This is a genomic window from Holophagales bacterium (genome assembly GCA_016699405.1).
In the GTDB taxonomy this organism is placed as follows: Bacteria; Acidobacteriota; Thermoanaerobaculia; order Multivoradales; family JAGPDF01; genus JAAYLR01.
Window position 1 is genome coordinate 1,168,639 of sequence record CP064972.1, and the last position, 16,116, is coordinate 1,184,754.

The window sequence follows — 16,116 nt, forward strand, 5'->3', positions numbered from 1 at the left end:
CCGCGCCAGTTACTTCACTTCCAGCCGGTCGCCGACGTAGATCGGGAACCGCGACTCCAGCACGCGAGCGATCGCCGTGTGGCGTCGCACCGAGAGCACGGCGAGCTCGCCGAGGACGACCGGCGGGAAGCCCTCCCGGTTCTCGCGATAGATGGTGAAGAGATCGCCCGGGCTGACGTTCTCCTCCGAGCCGCGGTCGACGAAGACCAGCTGGTCCTGGGCGATCGACACGGCGCCCTGGTGCGCCCAGAGGATCGTCGGAGCCTCCTTGAGGCTCTCGGCCGGCGACGGGTCGTTGATCGGACGAAGTCCGGTGCGACGCGCCAGCGGGACCGGCTCGGGCTCGAACGGTACCAGGCGGGCACCGACCGTCATGCCGGCACAGGAGTGGACGATCTCGGCGATCGCGCTCGACTCCTGGACCGAGAGGACTCGCACCCGGCCGAGGTACTCGTAGAGCGTGCCGACGACCTTGCGGGTCAGCGGGTGGCGCACCTTGTTCGCCGGCGCCACGGCGGTCAGCTCGGCGCCGGGCTCGAGGCCGGCGGCACGACCGCCGTCGAGGTAGACGATGTCGCCGAGGTCGAGCCGGTACTTGACCGTGTCGATGGCGCCGAAGACCCCTTCGGTGCGCTTGCCGGGCTTGCGCTGGAGCGCCGGCGAAAGCGACTCGTACTCGGAACCGGTGAGCGTGAAGGAGAAGGTCTGCTCCTCGTCACCGATGTAGCCGGAGCAGTAGATGTCGTCCTCGTAGCCGAGGGGTGTCGGCGCGCCGCCGGCGGCCGGAGCGAGCATCCCGGCCAGGGGATCCTCGACGGGCGCCTCGGCAGCGGTCACCGCGATCGGCTCGGCCGGGGTGGTGGCGCCGGCCTCGGCGCCGGTGTCCCCGGTTGGCGTCGCCTCGGCCGTCGTCGCCGCGTCGGCCGCGGGCTGAACCGCGACATCGAGCAGCAGCGGATCTCCCGGGTAGATCCAGTGGGCGTCGAGGACGTACTGGTTCTTCTCCCAGAGCTGGGGCCAGAGGTAGGGGTTGCCGAGGTTCTGCTTGGCCAGCGCCCAGAACGTGTCGCCGGGTTTCACGACATGGACTTTGGCACCCTCGGGTGCCGCGGCCGGGAGCTCCCAGGCCGTCCAGTGATCTCCGGTCCAATGCAAGTTGCCCGGAGGCTGATCCGCTGCGAGGAGCGGAGTCAGGGCCGGGGCGAGCGCCAGAGCGGCGAGAATCGCGGAGCGAAGCAGCCGAATCGACATGCGGGGTCCTCCTGGTCGCCGTCGAGACCCAAGGACGTCTTCTTCAGAACGCCCGCCTAGGTTACGTACGGCCTGCACGGCTGTCAAGCAAAGTCTCCGCGAAAACCAAGCAATTTCACGAACTTAGGCTCACGGTGCGGAGTGCGACGAGCGGCGGGTCGCCAGGGTGGCGGCTTCGCTGCCGGGGAAACGTTCGATCAGGGTCCGCAGGACCGCCGCGGCGCCGGCCGGATCGCCAGCGAGCTCGCGACAGACGCCGAGCTTGAGCAGCGCGTCCGGGACCTTGTTGCCTTCGGGATAGAGCTCGACGACCCGCCGGAAGGCCTCCTCGGCACCGGCGATCTCCTTGCGCCCGAGCCGTGCGGCGCCGATCCAGAAGAGCGCGTTGTCGGCAAGCGAGCCGTCCGGGTGCGCGGCGAGGAAGCGCTGGAATGCGGCCTCGGCTTCGCTCGACTGGCCGGCGCGGTAGAGCGCCGCCGCCGCGTCGTAGGCCTCCTGTTCGGCGCGCGGGATCTCGGCCGACTCGAGCGCCTGATCGCCGGGCGGGGTGAGAGCGAGATCCTCGATGTCGGAGCTCTCGACGGCGCCCGCGGGCGGAATCCGAGGCTCCGGCGGCGGAGGCGGCGAGGTCGCGGTCGTGCGCACACCGCCGGGCGTCGGGGCCGCCGCGGCCGCCGGTCGCGAAACGGCGTTCGGGGCCGGGGGCGAACCGGCGCGCAGCTTCTGGATCTCGAGCTCCTGGGCGGCCACTTTGGCCTCGAGCGCGCGCACTCGATCGGCCAGGTCGACCAGATCGGGGCGGGCGCGGCGGGGGCCGCCGAGCGACAGCGAGCCGCAGCCCGCGAGCAGCGCGCCCGCCGTGGTGAGCGCGAAGAGGGTCCTTCCGCCGCGGTTCTTCATCCCTTCTGCTTCTCCGCCTTGCGCGTCCAGGGGCTCTGGGGGAACTCCTCGCGCAGGCGCGCCAGCGTCTGATCGGCCTCGGCGACCTTCTTGATCTTGCGTTGTGCCGTCGAAAGCTCGAAAAGGAGCTGATCCATGCGCGAGTAGTCGGGATACTGCCGCAGCACCGTCTCGAAGCGCGGAACCGCCGAGAGCGCCAGCCCGAAGCGGAGGTAGAAACTGCCCACCGAGTGCTCGTGCTCGGCCAGGTGATCGAGCACCCGGGCGAGGTCGGGCTGTGCCCGTTCGGCTTCGGGGCTCGACGGGTAGGTGCGCAAGAGCTCCTCGATGGCTTCGCGAGCCTGGCGCGTCACCTTCTGGTCGCGGTCCGGGCGCTCCATCCGCTCGACCAGGCTGCGGGCGATCTGCAGCTGCACGTAGGCGGCGCGATCGCTCGTCGGAAAGCGGTTCTGGAAGTCGCGGTAGCGCGCCTCGGCCTGGAGGAAGTTCGCCTCACCGCCGTCGAGGAAGAGCGAGTCGGCGGCGAGCAGCAGCGCCTCGCGTCCGCTCGCCGAGTTCGGCTCGACCTCGAAGGCGTGGGTGAAGTAGGGGCGCGCCTGGCCGTACTTCTTCAGCTCGTAGAGCCGACGCCCCTCGACGAGCGACTCCTCGGCCGAGAGCCGGAGCAGCGGGTCCTCTTTCTTGTGGGCGCTGCACCCGGCGAAAAGTCCGAGAGTGCCGAGCAGGAGCCCGGCGCAGAGGGCAGATCGTCTCATCGCGTCACCTCGCAGGCAGCCGTCCGCAGCGCCTGCATGGCGGCGGCCGGATCGTCGGCGGCGAAAACGGCGGAGCCGGCCACCAGGGTATCGACTCCCGCCGCGACGGCCGCGGCGACATTGCCGTGGCCGATTCCTCCGTCCATGGCGATCGAGCAATGCAAACCGCGGGCCGCGATCGCGGCACGCAGACGCCTGCTCTTGTCGAGGACGTAGGGAAGGAACGGCTGGCCCGAGAAACCGGGGTTGACCGACATCAGGAGGACGAAGTCGAGCGCCGGCAGGATCTCGTCGAGAAGCGCGATCGGCGTCGCCGGATTGAGCGCGACGCCAGCCTCGGCACCGCCGGCGCGGATCGCCGCAAGCGTCCGGTCGAGATGAACGGTGGCCTCCCAATGCACGGCAATCCGCCGGGCGCCGGCGGCGAGATGGGCCTCGATCAGCCGATCCGGATCCTCGACCATCAGGTGGACGTCGAGTGGCAGCGAGGTTCGCCGCGCCAGAGCCGCCAGAACCGGGGCGCCGAAGGTCAGGTTCGGCACGAACCGCCCGTCCATCACGTCGACGTGCACGAGGTCGGCGCCGCCGGCGACGCATTGCGCGAGCGCACCGCCGAGGTCGGCGAGGTCGGCGGCGAGGATCGACGGAGCGAGGCGGATCATCTGGCTCAGACTCCCGGGGCCGATCCGGAGACGACGAGCGAGATCGCCTGATGGCGCGAGAGCGGATGCCCGGCGAACGGCTGCTGGCGCAGGACGACGCCCGCCGGCAGCCCCTCGTAGGGCTCGAACGTGACACTGCCGAAGCGCAGGCCCTGGGACTCGAAGAAACGGCGGACCGGCTCGTAGCGGAGGTTCACCAGGTCCGGCATCAGGAAGCGGTCGGAGCCGCGGTCGAGGGCGACGAGCACGTCGACGGCGACACCGTGGCCGACTTCGGCCTCGGCCGGCGGGAACTGGGCGACCACGTTGCCGGGCTCGGCGGCACCGCTGGCGATCGCGAGCGTCTGACCGAGCGCAAGGCCGCGCGAGGTCAGGCTCACCTGCACCGCGCCGACGGCCTGGCCGGTCAGGTCGGGCACTCGCGCCAGGCGCTGACCGAGCGAGACGACGACCTCGATGGCCGCGCCGCGCTTGACCAGGCTCCCTGGTTTCGGGCGGTGCTCGAGGATCCGACCGGCGGCGACGGTGTCGTCGTTGCGGCCACCGCCCGGCTGGCGTCGCAGGGCGAGGCCGTGATCGGCGAGCAGCGCCTGGGCCGCCTCCTCGGTGAGCCCGGCAAGGTCGGGAACCGACGTGACGCCGCGCCGGACGAAGAAGTTGAAGGAGAAGTAGCTGCTCAACGCGAACACGACGAACAGAGCGAACGCGTAGGCGAGGCGGAAGAGCCCGTTGAGCAGGCGAGAAGCCATGGACCGTGCAGTCTAGCAGGGGCAGAGACCGTTAGACTCGCTGCATGAGCCGACGTGCCGCCTCCTCCCCTTCTCCTCGTGCCCTGCCGCCGCTCGGCGCGCACGTCTCGGCCGCAGGTGGGCTCGCCGAAGCGGTTCGCCGCGGCGAGGCGCTCGCCTGCTCCGCCCTCCAGGTGTTCGTCAAGAGCCCGAGCCAGTGGCGTGCCAAGCCGCTCGCGGCGGAGGATGCCCAGGCCTTTCGTGCCGCCCGTGCGGCGAGCGGTATCGGCCCGGTCGTCGCCCACGCCGCCTACCTGATCAACCTCGCGGCGCCCGACGGCGAGACCCTCGAGCGCTCGCGGGCCGCCCTCGCCGACGAGCTCGATCGCTGCGCGCTCTGTGGCATCGACGCCCTCGTCCTGCACCCGGGAGCTCACATGGGGCAGGGTCGCGAGGCCGGTCTCGAGCGGACTGCCGCCTCGCTCGACGCGGTGCTCGGTGGGAGGGCGGCGGACGGCCCGCGCCTGCTGCTCGAGCTGACCGCAGGTCAGGGGACGGTCCTCGGCTCGAGGCTCGGCGAGATCGCGCGGATGATCGAGCTCGCCGCTTGCGGGCCTCGGCTCGGCCTTTGCGTCGACACCTGTCATGCCTTCGCCGCCGGCTATGCGCTCGACGAAGCTCCAGGCTACGAGGCGTTCTGGCGTGAGGTCGACACGACGCTGGGCTTCGCCCGGCTGGGGGCGATCCACCTCAACGACTCGGTGGGAGCGTGCGGTTCGCACCGCGACCGTCACGCCAATCTCGGCGACGGGCTCCTGGGGTTCGAGCTCTTCGCCCGTCTCTTGCGTGACGAACGACTGGCGCGCGTCCCGATGCTGCTCGAGACGCCGATGGGCGACGACGGCGAGGGGCACGCCCGGGATCTCGCCCGCCTGCGTGCCCTCGCTTCGTGACTCAGCCGGCGCGACGCACGCCGCGGCCGATGAAACGGTTGATCACCCGTCGCGGGTAGGTGGCGCTCGGCGGATTCTCCGCCTCGAGCTGCTTGAACAGCTCGGGCAGCACCGCGGCGGCGCGGACGCCGGCGCCGGCCTGCCAGCGAACCCGCTGGTCGCGCCCGACGAGCAGCAGCGCCGGCCGGCTCGTCGATCCCTCTTCGGGGGCCGGCACGCCGTAGGCGGTGCAGAAGTCGCGATCGTCGTGAAGCAGAGGAAAGAGAAGCTTGCGTTCGACCTGCAACTGCTTGAGGCCGGCGAGCGGCTGCTTGGCGACCGCGAGCACCTTGGCGCGCCGTCGTCCGAGCTCGCCGACGGCGGCGCCGAGCGCGACGAGATCGTCGATCACGCCGGGGTCGGCGGCGTCGCGGAAGACGTAGAGCACGACCGGCGTGCGCGCCACTTCGTCGCGCAGCATGATCAGCACGTCCTCGCTCGAGGTCAGGTCGAAGTTGAGGGCTTCCTCACCGATGTTGAGCGGCATGTCGCCTCTCCCGCTCCCGCCTCGTGCCGCGCCGCTCAGAGTCCCGGGCGCAGGCTGGCGGGAAGATTCTTGGTGATGTCGAAGACGAGGACCGTGGCCATCAGCAGGATGATGAGGACCAGGCCCACCTGGTTGATGCGTTCCTTGAGCGTGTCGGGAAGGTCGCGGCGCAGCACCGACTCGACGAGCAGCAGGAAGATCTGGCCGCCGTCGAGCAGCGGGACCGGGAAGAGGTTGAGCAGTCCGATGCTCACGCTGATCACGGCGATCAGGTAGACGAGGTTCTTCACGCCGCTGCGCGCCGCGGCGCCGCTCTGTGCGGCGATCTCGATCGGACCGGCGAGGGCGGAGCGGGCCTTGACCTCGCGGGTGAAGATCTTGCCCACCACGACCAGGCTCTGTCGCGCGATCTGGCCGTTGAAGCGCACGCTCTCGACGAAAGCGCGCGCCGGGCCGTAGCGCTGCGAGATGGTCAGGGCGACGCCGATCTTCCCCTTGCCGTCCTGATCGGCAGGCACCACGGCGAGGGTCGTCGGGGTGCCGCCGCGCAGCACCTCGACGCGCACCTCGACGCCGGTCTTCCCCTCGATGTACTGCACGAACTCGGCCGGGTTGGCCAGCCGGCGGCCGTCGACGCCGCGCACCTCGTCGCCGGGCTGGAATCCGGCGCGCTGCGCCGGGCTATCGGGCGTGACCCCGGCGACCTTCGGCAGCACGCGCGGGTAGATCCCGGCGTCGCCGAGATCGACGTCCGGCAGCTTCTGCGGCACGAGGTGGACGCTCGAGCGCTTTCCGTCGCGCTCGAGGTCCAGGGTCAGCTCCTTGCCGACCGAGGTCATCACCGCAAAGGCGACCTCCTGCCAGCGGTCGACCGACTTGCCGTTGATCGCCACGACCTCGTCGCCGGGGAGGATCCCGGCCAGCGCGCCCGGCGAGCCGGGCTCGACGGACCCCACCTCGGTGGGGATGTTCTGCAGCGCCGGCACCTCGATGCCGACCATGAAGAGCACCGCGACGAGGACGATGGCGAGCACGGCGTTCATCGCCGGTCCGGCGAGGTAGACGACGATGCGCTGCCAGCGCGGCCGGTTCGGGAAGTCGCGCGGGTCGTCGCCGCCCTCGCCGGGCTCTTCGCCCGAGAGCTTGACGTAGCCACCGAGCGGCAGCGCGGCGAGCTGGTAGTCGGTCTCCCCGCGCCGGAAGCCCCAGAGGCGCTTGCCGAAGCCGAGCGAGAAGGTGAGCACCCGCATGCCGAAGGCCTTCGCCGCGAGGTAGTGCCCCGACTCGTGGACGAAGATGATGATGCCGAGCGCGAAGATGAAAGCGACGGTGTTGCCGAGGAGGTTGGTCATCGTAGGTTGGGCGCCGCCTCTCGAGAGGCAGCGGCCGACAAGGCTATCCCGAAGCTAGGCCCGGGCCAAAACCTCGTGCGCCCGGCGCCGTCCCCAGTCGTCCCAGGCGAGGGCGTCCTCGAGCGTCGGTACGGGGACGGGGCGGTGGAGATCGAGTACCTCGGCAACGGTGTCGAAGATCGCCGGGAAGGCGAGTCGGCCGCCGAGAAAGGCGTGGACCGCCTCCTCGTTGGCGGCGTTGAGCACCGCCGGGGCGCTTTCGCCGGAAGCGAGCGCCTGCCGCGCCAGGCGGACGCTGGGAAAGCGCCGGTCGTCGAGGGCGAGGAAGGTGAGGGAGCCGAGGGCCGCGAGGTCGAGGCGGGGAAAGGAGTTCTCCCAGCGCTCGGGCAGCGAGAGCGCGTACTGGATCGGCAACGCCATGTCGTTGCGTGCCAGTTGGGCGACCCACGAGCCGTCGCGGTACTCGACCAGCGAGTGGACGATCGACTGCGGGTGCACGATCACGTCGATGCGCTCCGGGCCGAGGGCGAACAGGTGGCTCGCTTCGATCAGCTCCAGCCCCTTGTTCATCAGGGTCGCCGAGTCGATGGTGATCTTCGCCCCCATGCTCCACGTCGGGTGGCGCAACGCCTCTTCCGGACGGATCGCCTCCCACGTCGCCGCGTCGCGGTGCAGGAAGGGGCCGCCCGAGGCGGTCAGCACCAGCCGGCGAACCTCCTCGCGTGCGCCCGAACGCAGCGCCTGATGCAGCGCGACGTGCTCGCTGTCGATCGGCAGGATGGCGGCGCCGGTGCGCGCCGCGAGCTCGGTCAGCAGCGTTCCGGCGACCACCAGCGACTCCTTGTTGGCGAGTGCGACGTCCTTGCCGGCGGCGAGCGCGGCGTGCACCGCCGGCAGGCCGGCGGCGCCGACCATCGCCGCGACGACGCGGTCGACGTCCGGGTGGGTGGCCGCCGCTTCGAGACCGGCGCGCCCGACGAGCACGGGGATCGTGGTCGGCAGCTCGGCACGCAGGGCGCGAGCCGCGTCCTCGTCCGCCACCGCCACCAGCCGCACGCCGAGCTCGCGGGCCATGGCGGCGAGCTTTGCCGGGTGGCGGCCGTGGGCGGCGAGCGTCACCACCTCGAGGCGGTCCGGGTGGTGCCGGACGACCTCGAGGGCGCTCGCCCCGATCGAGCCGGTGGCGCCGAGCAGGGCGAGACGCTGTCTCACCGCCGCCCGATCTCGAGACCCGTGAGCAGGAGGCCGAGGAGCAGGGCCGGGGCGGCGAAGAGCATCGCATCGAGGCGGTCGAAGACGCCGCCGTGGCCCGGCAGGACCCCGCCCGAATCCTTCACCCCGGCGCTGCGCTTGATTACCGACTCGACGAGGTCCCCCACCTGGGCGGCGACCGCGGTGGCGGCGCCGACGGCCAGGAGGATTCCGTCCACGCGGCCGAGCCGCCAGGCGCTCCAGACCGCGGTCGCCCCGACGCCGACGAGCAGCCCGGCAGCGGCGCCCTCCCAGGTCTTCTTCGGACTGACCACCGGTGCGAGGCGGTGGCGGCCGATGGACGTGCCGACGTAGAAGGCGGCGCTGTCGCCGAGCCAGACGATGGCGCAGAGCAGGAACATCACCCAGGGGTCGAGACGCTGCAGCTCGTAGAGGCTCGCCGTCGGCAGGGCGAAGTAGGGAATGCCGAAGCCGAGCACCGCGAGGGCGGGCAGCGCCTCGCCGACCGGGGTGCGGGCGAAGAGGACGAGCGAGCCGCTGCCGAGGGCGAGCAGGGCAGCGGCGACGAGCAACACCGTCCCGGCCGGCGCGCTGCGGCCGGGACCGAGCGCCCACGCCATCCCCCAGGCGGCGAGCGGTACCAGCACGAGAAGCGCGCCGAGCGGCGCACGCGGCGCGAGGGGGCGGACCAGGTGAAGGAACTCGAGCGCCGCCCAGTCGAGCAGGAAGGCGATCACCAGAAAGAACGCCACCGGGGGCAGCATGAAGATCGCGGTCAGCGCGAGCGGAACGGCGACGAGAGCGGTCAGCAGACGTTGCATCACGGACCTTCCGGAAAGATCGGGACGAGCGAGTGGGCTAGGGAGCCGACTCGGCCCCCTGCTGCTCCGAGCCGGCGCGCGGCGCTCCCGCCTGGATGGCGCCGAAGCGACGCTCGCGGCTCTGGTAGGCCAGGAGCGCCTCGAAGAGCTCGCGTCGGCGGAAGTCGGGCCAGAGCGTCGGGGTGACCCAGATCTCGCTGTAGGCGATCTGCCAGAGCAGGAAATTGCTCACTCGCATCTCCCCCGAGGTGCGGATGAGCAGATCCGGGTCCGGCAGGCCGGCGGTGTAGAGGTAGCGCGAAAGCGTCTCCTCGTCGATCTCGACCGGCTTGCCTGCCGCCCAGTCGGCGACGATGCGGCGGCAGGCATCGACGATCTCGCAACGCCCCGAGTAGTTGAGCGCGATGTTGAGGATCATCCGCGTGCCGCCGGCGGTGGCGGCGAGGGCATGCTCGACCTCGCGGACGACACTGCGGTCGAGCTCTTCCCAGCGGCCGAGGATGCGCAGCTCGATGCCGTTGTCGACCAGGGTCCGCAGCTCGCGCCGCAGATACTCCTTGAGCAGGTTCATCAAGGTCCAGATCTCGAAGCGCGGACGCTTCCAGTTCTCCACCGAGAAGGCGTAGAGCGTCAGCGCCGCGAGCCCGAGCTGAGCCGAGGCCTCGACCGTGTCTCGCACCGCCTCGACGCCGTGGCGATGCCCTTCGACGCGCGGCAGGGCGCGGGCCTTCGCCCAGCGCCCGTTGCCGTCCATGATGACGGCGACGTGGCGCGGCAGGCGCGACGGATCGAGCCGCCGCGCGAGGTCGGCCTCCGGGGTGCCCGGCGGGGCGAGGCGTTCGAAGTCGACCATCGGTGGCAAAGCTAGCATACGGAGAGCGCCCGACTCGCGTCCTGGCGGTCGTCCCACGGCGGACCTCCCCACGCCGTCGGATAGAAGACGCGAGCGAGACAGAGGCCCGCCGCGGGCGCGGTGGGGCCGGCGTCGGCGCGCACCCCTCCGGCGAGCAGGCCGCCGAGGCCGGCCGGTTCGCGGCGTCCGAGGCCGATCTCGACCAGCGTGCCGACCAGCCCGCGCACCATGCCGCGCAGGAAGCCGTCACCGACCACGCGGAAGGTGAGCTCGGGTCCCGCCTCCGACCATTCGGCGAGGTAGACCGTCCGCACGCTCGACCGGTGGCTTCCGCCGCTCAGGGCGAAGGCGGCGAAGTCGTGCCGGCCGACGAGCGGCGCCGTGCCGGCGCGGAGGCGCGCGAGATCGAGTCGCGACGGGACCTGCCAGAGGAACGGCGCTTCGAACGGTGAGACCACCGCGGCGCGCGAGAGGCGGTAGAGGTACTCCTTGGCCTCGGCGTGCCGCCGGGCGTCGAACCCCGCGGGGGCGAGCTGCGCCTCGAGCACCCGAACCGACGCGGGTAGGTGGGCGTTGACGCCGTGGACCAGCGCCCGCACGGGAAGCGGGCGCGGCAAGGTGCCGTGGACGACCTGGCCGCGTGCATGGACGCCGGCATCGGTGCGCCCGGCCCCGGTCGTCACCACCCGTTGACCCGCGAGCGCCGCGAGCGCCTCCTCGAGGGCCGCCTGGACCGTCGGGGCGTTCGGCTGACGCTGCCAGCCGGCGAAGGGCTGGCCGAGGTAGGCGACGGTGAGGCGAAAGCGCACGAGCGCCAGCCTAGCAAGGCGGAACGGCCGTGTAGACTTGGACGTCAGCATGGTGAGCCCAGCCCAGGCGCGACCGCGTGTCGTTTCGCTGCGCGCGGCGCAGGTCAGCGATGCGTCGCTGCTGGCGCGCTGGCGTGCCGAGGCGTCGGTCCGCCGTCACCAGCCGCTGCGCGATCTTCCGCTCGCCGAGATCCGGGACGAGCTCGCGGCGCTGCGCCCGTCGGAGCTCTGGCGCTCGCAGGGCGACCGGTTCCAGTGGCTCGTGCTCGCCGACCGCGAGCCCGTCGGCTGGATCACCCTGCTGGTGGTCAACTGGGAGCACGGTCTCGCCGAGATCGGCTACGCCCTCACCACCGCCGAGCAGGGCAAGGGGCTGATGCCCGCGGCGCTGCAGCTGCTGCTCGAGGATCTCTTCTCGGGTACGACCCTCCACCGCCTCGAAGCGCGCTGCGCGGTGGAGAACGTCGCTTCGCAGAAGGTGCTCGAGCGGCTCGGTTTCGAGCGCGAAGGGCTGTTGCGCGACTACTTCCGGGTCGGCGTCGAACGAGTCGACAACTACATTTACTCCTTGCTGCGAACCGACTGGCGCCACGGCAGCGGTTGACTTGGCGCGGCGAGCCGTCCGGTCGGCGGAACTCAGCCGGCACCGTGGCCGAGCACGCGAAGCGACCTTCGGATCCTCAGATCGGCTCGAGCGTGGCGTAGCGGGCGATGAGCTTGCGCTTGCCGGCGCGATCGAAATAGACGGTGATCTTGAGGTCCTCGCCCTCGCCTTCGAGGTCGAGAACCACCCCCTGGCCCAGGCTCGGATGGCGCACCCGGGCTCCGCGCCGCGGTCGCGAGCTCGTCGAGGGCTCCGCGTCGATCGGAACCGCCGGCTCGCGACCGAAGAAGTCGTAGACCCCGCGCACCCGCGACGAGGAGAAGAGCGCCGGGCTCTCCTCCACCCGCGTCAACCGCGCCGGGACCTCGTCGAGAAACGGCGAGGGGATCTGGTCCTGGTAGCGCCCGGCGATCCGTCGCCGGCGGCAGGTCGTCAGGTGCAGCCGCTCCCGGGCGCGGGTCATGCCGACGTAGAGCAGCCGCCGCTCCTCTTCGACGTCCTCGGGGCGACCCTGCGTGTTGTAGTGCGGGAGCAGTCCTTCCTCGAGGCCCCCGACCACCACGGCGGGAAACTCGAGCCCCTTGGCGCTGTGCAGGGTCATCAGCGAGACGCCGCGCTCCGGGTTCCACAGGTCGACGTCGGAGAAGAGCGCGACGTGGTCGAGGAAGGCGGTCAACATGTCGTCCTCGGACTCCGGTCCCCAGCTGTGCGACTCGGTGAACGACTGCGCGGCGGAGAGGAACTCGCGGATGTTCTCCAGCCGTGCCTCGTCCTCGGGGTCGGGTCGCCGGTAGAGCTCGGCGTAGCCGGTGCGCTGCAGCAGCTCGTCGAGCAGCGCCGGCAGCGGCAGCTCGGTGGCGAAGGTCCGCAGCGTCGCCAGCAGCTCGCGGAAGGCGCGCAGTGCGGTGGCAGCCCGCGAAGGGAGGTTGCCGAGCTCGTCGCTCTCGATCAAGTCCCAGGGGATCACCCCGCGCTCGGCGGCGCGCTCCTCGAGCGCCTGCTGGGTGCCCTTGCCGATGCCACGCGGCGGCTGGTTGATCACCCGGGCGAGCGAGAACGAGTCGCGCGGATTGCGCAGCAGCCGCAGGTAGGCGATCAGGTCCTTGATCTCTGCCCGTTCGTAGAACCGGACGCCGCCCACCAGGGTGTAGGGAATGCGCTGCTGGAAGAACTCGTCCTCGTAGGCGCGGGTCTGCGCGTTCGTGCGCACCAGCACCGCGAGGTCGCTCAGCCGGTATCGCGTGGCGAGCTCGGAGAGCGTTCGTGCCACCCAGCGGGCCTCGTCGATCTCGTCGGCGGCGCGGTAGACGGCGATCGGCTCGCCGGCGCCGGCATCGGTCCACAGGCGCTTGCCGCGCCGGTGTCGGTTGTTGGCGACGACGGCATTGGCCGCCGAGAGGATGGTCTGCGTCGAACGGTAGTTGCGCTCGAGCTTGCGTACCACCGCCGAAGGGAAGTGGCGCTCGAAGCCCAGGATGTTGTCGAGGTCGGCGCCACGCCACCGGTAGATCCCCTGGTCCTCGTCGCCGACCGCGGTGAGATTGCCGTCGACCGGCATCAGCTCGCCGATGAGCCGCAACTGTGCGTGGTTCGTGTCCTGGAACTCGTCGACCATCAGGTGGCGGGTGCGCCGGCGGATCCTCTCCTTGAGATCGGGATGCTCGACGAGGAGCCGCACGGCGAGTGCCAGCATGTCGTCGAAATCGACGCCGGAGGCCTGCTGGAGCAGCCCCTGGTAACGGCGGTAGACGCGGCCGACACGCTGCGAGAAGAAGTCGTGGGCCTCGCGTTCGTAGGCGTCGGGGGTGAGCAGCTTGTTCTTCGCGCCGCTGATCGCCGAGAGCATGGTGCGTGGCGGGTACGACGCCTCGGCCAGCCCTTCGGCGGCGAGCGCCTGCTTGATCAGGCCGATCTGGTCGTCGGTGTCGAGGATGGCGAAGTCGCGGGCCAGGCCGACCCGGTCGCCGTAGCGCCGCAGCAACTGGAGGGAGAAGCGGTGGAAGGTGCCGAGGAAGACCGGCAGCGGTGCCCGGCCGAGCAACTGCTCGGTGCGCTCGCGCATCTCGCCGGCCGCCTTGTTGGTGAAGGTGACGGCCGCGATCTCGTCCGGTTCGACACCGCGCTCGAGGACCAGCCAGGCGATCCGGTAGGTGATGACCCGGGTCTTGCCCGAGCCGGCCCCGGCGAGGACGAGCTGGGGTCCGTCGCCGTGGGTCACCGCGGCGAGCTGCTCGTCGTTGAGAGTGCGCGCGAAGTCGAGCTTGCCGGAAGCGCTCACGAGGTGCCGGCCCCGGCGGCGGCTCGCCGCTTCTCCATCCCGGCGAGCAGCCGGGCGACCGAAACGATCGCGCGACGGTGGCGGCCACGACCGCATTCGCCGCCCTCGTCGAACGCTGCGACCTCGAAGTCGAAGAGCTTGCCATCGCGTCCGAGGTACCGTGCCGTGCACTCGACGGTGGCACCGACCGGCGTCGCGGCGGTGTGGGCGATGTCGACGGTCACGCCGACCGAGAGCTCGCCGTCGTCGAGCAGCGGTGCGAGACAGCGGGCGGCGGCGAGCTCGAGCAGGGCGACGAGCCGCGAAGTGGAGAGAACGTCGGGAAAGCGCTCGCCGGGGGCGAGGGCGACGGCGCTGGCCAGGTCCTCGCGACCGACGCGATGGGTGAGCGAGGCCTCGGCAAGCGGTTCGATCGTTTTCGGCATGGGGCTCCTCGCGTCGCCGGAGGGGACGGCGACGCGCCGCCGAGTGTATGGTCTGGCCACGGACGACGGAAGAGGAAGGGGACGATGAGCGAGAACGGAGCTCCGGCAATCGGGACCGTGGGCTGGGTCGACCTGACGGTGGAGGAGGCGCCGCGCTTGCGCGACTTCTACGCTGCGGTCGTGGGGTGGAAGGCGGTGGACGTCGACATGGGGGGCTACGCCGACTACTCGATGCAGAACGCTGCCGGCGCCACGGTGGCGCGGGTGTGCCACGCTCGCGGCGCGAATTCCGATCTGCCACCGGTCTGGTTGGTCTACTTCGTGGTGGAGGACCTCGACCAGGCGATCGCTGCGAGCCGCGAACGGGGAGGGGAGTTGGTGGCGCCGCCGCGGAGTGCAGGTCCGTCGGCGCGCTACGCCGTGCTGCGCGACCCGGAAGGGGCGACGTTCGCCCTCTATCAGCCCGCCGCACGCTGAGCGCGGTAGAGGGTGCCAGCGATTCTCTCGCTGCGTTCCTCCGGGGATCTCGGTCTCAGGCTCTACTTCCGGGCCCACCTGCTCCATGCAGCGGATCTCGGCCGGGAGATTGTGGTGAGGAGACGCGTGGCGGAACCCACGGAACGCGGTGCGGAGCGGCCCACGATGCTCTCGGAGCACACCAAGTCCTCCGGCGGGCATCGAGTCCCGCGGATCGGCCCTCCGCTGATTTCCGGGTGGAGCTCTGTCGCGATTCCTAGCCGCTCGCCGGTAGTGGTGGCGGGAAGGAGAGCGCCGGGAAGCGAACGAGTCGGTTGCCACGCTTGAGGAGATCAGCGGCGCGGCGATAGGCGGAGACGAAGCTGCGGTAGGCCTCGACAAAGGTGAGGCGAACGGCTCTCGTCGAGGCGTGCACGAGGGGAGCGGGCGAACGTTTCGTCTTCAGCGGTCGCTGATGCGGGTGTTGCCGGATCACCCGGTCGCGGCCGAGTGGTGGGCCACTCTCCCGGGAGAGGACACGTGCCTCCTCCTCGACCCCGCGCACCAGATCAGCGATGCGCGAGCGGTACCCCTCCGGGGAGAGGCGGCTCCAGCACGGCAGCGGAGTGAGGACCACGATCTCCTGCGACTCGCCGACGCGAGCATCGAATGCCTCGCGCCGCCTGCGCCAGCGTCGCTCGAGCGATCGGTCGATCCAGATGCCCGTCAGCGGGCGGCCCTCGAGGAGCGCCTCGACTCCGTGGGGTCCGGGCCAGTCCTGGGGACGGCCGACAAGGTGCTCCTTGACGCCGTGGCGGAGCAGGTAGAGCAGGCGTTCCCTTTGTGCCGACTCTTCCTCGGAGACGACGATCGCCTGGTAGCGCCGGGCCCAGACTGCGCCCTCCCAGTCATGGAGGCGACCGATCGCCTTGGCGAGGTTGGCCTCGAAGAAGGCCATGAAGGCGGCGAGCTGTCGTGGATTCTCCGGGGAAAGGAGCAGATGAAGGTGGTTGGAGAGCATCACGAAATGGTGGATCTCCATCCGATACCTGGCCTGAGCGCGCCCGAGGACGCCGAGAGCGATCGCGTTGAACCGAGGCGATGGGCGAAGGAGGAACCTGCCCCGCACGGTCCTGCAGGTGATCTCGACCAGGGCGCCTTCTGGAATGAAGCGCAAGGGACGTCCCATATTCCCCCAAAGACGAAGAACGGCCCCGAGATCCTTGCGTGGACGAGGAGGTTTCCAGGTGCCAGGGACCGGACCGGACCGGTGGACGACCGTAGACGACCGGGTTGGTGCCGACCGGGTTGGTGACAGGGACCTGCCGAGCGGTTCGCTGAGCGGTGCCAGGGACCTGCCGAGCGACCTGCCGAGACCCTCGAGGGCCTTTCGATTCCGCGATTCAATCGCGGTGGATGATTTCGTTCCGGGGCCTTCCCTCGCTGGCAAGTCGGTGCGACAATCGAAGCCAGCCTTCCAGAGATCGGAGGCTCCGATGAGCGGAGCGCACGCTGTTCCCTTCGTGGGTCG

The 16,116-nt window shown here is 70.9% G+C and carries 17 protein-coding genes; 3 read left to right on the plus strand and 14 right to left on the minus strand.

Annotated features, from left to right (window positions below; translation table 11 throughout):
* Nucleotides 1-9 precede the first annotated feature (9 nt).
* The 5 genes from IPJ17_04945 to IPJ17_04965 form a co-directional block, all read right to left on the minus strand.
* Nucleotides 10-1,251 (minus strand): LysM peptidoglycan-binding domain-containing protein, encoded by a 1,242-nt coding sequence (locus tag IPJ17_04945; GenBank protein ID QQR74934.1) that lies wholly within the window; start codon nt 1,249-1,251, stop codon nt 10-12.
* Between the two features lie 129 nt (nt 1,252-1,380).
* A complete protein-coding gene (gene ybgF, locus IPJ17_04950; protein ID QQR74935.1) occupies nt 1,381-2,151 on the minus strand; it encodes a tol-pal system protein YbgF in 771 nt (256 codons plus the stop codon).
* Nucleotides 2,148-2,906 carry an outer membrane protein assembly factor BamD gene (gene bamD / locus IPJ17_04955; protein ID QQR74936.1) on the minus strand — a complete coding sequence of 253 codons (759 nt, stop codon included), beginning with the start codon at nt 2,904-2,906 and terminating at the stop codon, nt 2,148-2,150. The genes ybgF and bamD overlap by 4 nt, the downstream gene beginning before the upstream one ends.
* A complete protein-coding gene (rpe, locus tag IPJ17_04960) occupies nt 2,903-3,568 on the minus strand; it encodes a ribulose-phosphate 3-epimerase (GenBank protein ID QQR74937.1) in 666 nt (221 codons plus the stop codon). Before rpe ends, bamD begins: the two co-directional genes overlap by 4 nt.
* Nucleotides 3,569-3,573: 5 nt before the next feature.
* On the minus strand, nt 3,574-4,317 hold the full coding sequence (locus IPJ17_04965; GenBank protein QQR74938.1) for a PASTA domain-containing protein: 744 nt from the start codon (nt 4,315-4,317) through the stop codon (nt 3,574-3,576).
* 44 nt (nt 4,318-4,361) lie between these two features.
* On the opposite strand from IPJ17_04965, the gene IPJ17_04970 reads away from it, so the two are divergent.
* Nucleotides 4,362-5,249 (plus strand): deoxyribonuclease IV, encoded by an 888-nt coding sequence (locus IPJ17_04970; GenBank protein ID QQR74939.1) that lies wholly within the window; start codon nt 4,362-4,364, stop codon nt 5,247-5,249.
* Nucleotide 5,250: 1 nt separating this feature from the next.
* Here the strand turns inward: IPJ17_04970 and IPJ17_04975 are convergent, their stop codons facing one another.
* Genes IPJ17_04975 through truA form a run of 6 tightly spaced genes read right to left on the minus strand, consistent with a single transcriptional unit; the run spans nt 5,251 to nt 10,873 of the window.
* Complete coding sequence (locus IPJ17_04975; GenBank protein ID QQR74940.1) at nt 5,251-5,775, minus strand: redoxin domain-containing protein; 525 nt, start codon at nt 5,773-5,775, stop codon at nt 5,251-5,253.
* A 35-nt stretch (nt 5,776-5,810) separates the two neighbouring features.
* Complete coding sequence (rseP, locus tag IPJ17_04980) at nt 5,811-7,127, minus strand: RIP metalloprotease RseP (GenBank protein QQR74941.1); 1,317 nt, start codon at nt 7,125-7,127, stop codon at nt 5,811-5,813.
* 54 nt (nt 7,128-7,181) lie between these two features.
* Nucleotides 7,182-8,339 carry a 1-deoxy-D-xylulose-5-phosphate reductoisomerase gene (locus IPJ17_04985; protein ID QQR74942.1) on the minus strand — a complete coding sequence of 386 codons (1,158 nt, stop codon included), beginning with the start codon at nt 8,337-8,339 and terminating at the stop codon, nt 7,182-7,184.
* Nucleotides 8,336-9,160, minus strand: a complete 825-nt coding sequence (locus tag IPJ17_04990) for a phosphatidate cytidylyltransferase (GenBank protein ID QQR74943.1) — start codon at nt 9,158-9,160, stop codon at nt 8,336-8,338. Before IPJ17_04990 ends, IPJ17_04985 begins: the two co-directional genes overlap by 4 nt.
* A gap of 37 nt (nt 9,161-9,197) precedes the next feature.
* Complete coding sequence (locus IPJ17_04995) at nt 9,198-10,013, minus strand: isoprenyl transferase (GenBank protein ID QQR74944.1); 816 nt, start codon at nt 10,011-10,013, stop codon at nt 9,198-9,200.
* Nucleotides 10,014-10,024: 11 nt separating this feature from the next.
* A complete protein-coding gene (gene truA / locus IPJ17_05000) occupies nt 10,025-10,873 on the minus strand; it encodes a tRNA pseudouridine(38-40) synthase TruA (protein QQR74945.1) in 849 nt (282 codons plus the stop codon).
* Between truA and IPJ17_05005 the strand changes: the two genes are divergently transcribed.
* A complete protein-coding gene (locus tag IPJ17_05005; GenBank protein ID QQR74946.1) occupies nt 10,872-11,426 on the plus strand; it encodes a GNAT family N-acetyltransferase in 555 nt (184 codons plus the stop codon). The genes truA and IPJ17_05005 overlap by 2 nt on opposite strands.
* Nucleotides 11,427-11,502: 76 nt before the next feature.
* On the opposite strand, the gene IPJ17_05010 is transcribed toward IPJ17_05005, so the two are convergent.
* A complete protein-coding gene (locus IPJ17_05010; GenBank protein QQR74947.1) occupies nt 11,503-13,800 on the minus strand; it encodes a UvrD-helicase domain-containing protein in 2,298 nt (765 codons plus the stop codon).
* The gene (locus IPJ17_05015; protein QQR74948.1) at nt 13,701-14,129 is read right to left on the minus strand and encodes a thioesterase; all 429 of its coding nucleotides are present in this window, start codon (nt 14,127-14,129) and stop codon (nt 13,701-13,703) included. The genes IPJ17_05010 and IPJ17_05015 overlap by 100 nt, the downstream gene beginning before the upstream one ends.
* A gap of 84 nt (nt 14,130-14,213) precedes the next feature.
* On the opposite strand from IPJ17_05015, the gene IPJ17_05020 reads away from it, so the two are divergent.
* The gene (locus tag IPJ17_05020; GenBank protein ID QQR74949.1) at nt 14,214-14,606 is read left to right on the plus strand and encodes a VOC family protein; all 393 of its coding nucleotides are present in this window, start codon (nt 14,214-14,216) and stop codon (nt 14,604-14,606) included.
* Nucleotides 14,607-14,862: 256 nt separating this feature from the next.
* Here IPJ17_05020 and IPJ17_05025 read toward each other — a convergent pair whose 3' ends face one another.
* The gene (locus IPJ17_05025) at nt 14,863-15,627 is read right to left on the minus strand and encodes a hypothetical protein (GenBank protein QQR74950.1); all 765 of its coding nucleotides are present in this window, start codon (nt 15,625-15,627) and stop codon (nt 14,863-14,865) included.
* Nucleotides 15,628-16,116 lie beyond the last annotated feature (489 nt).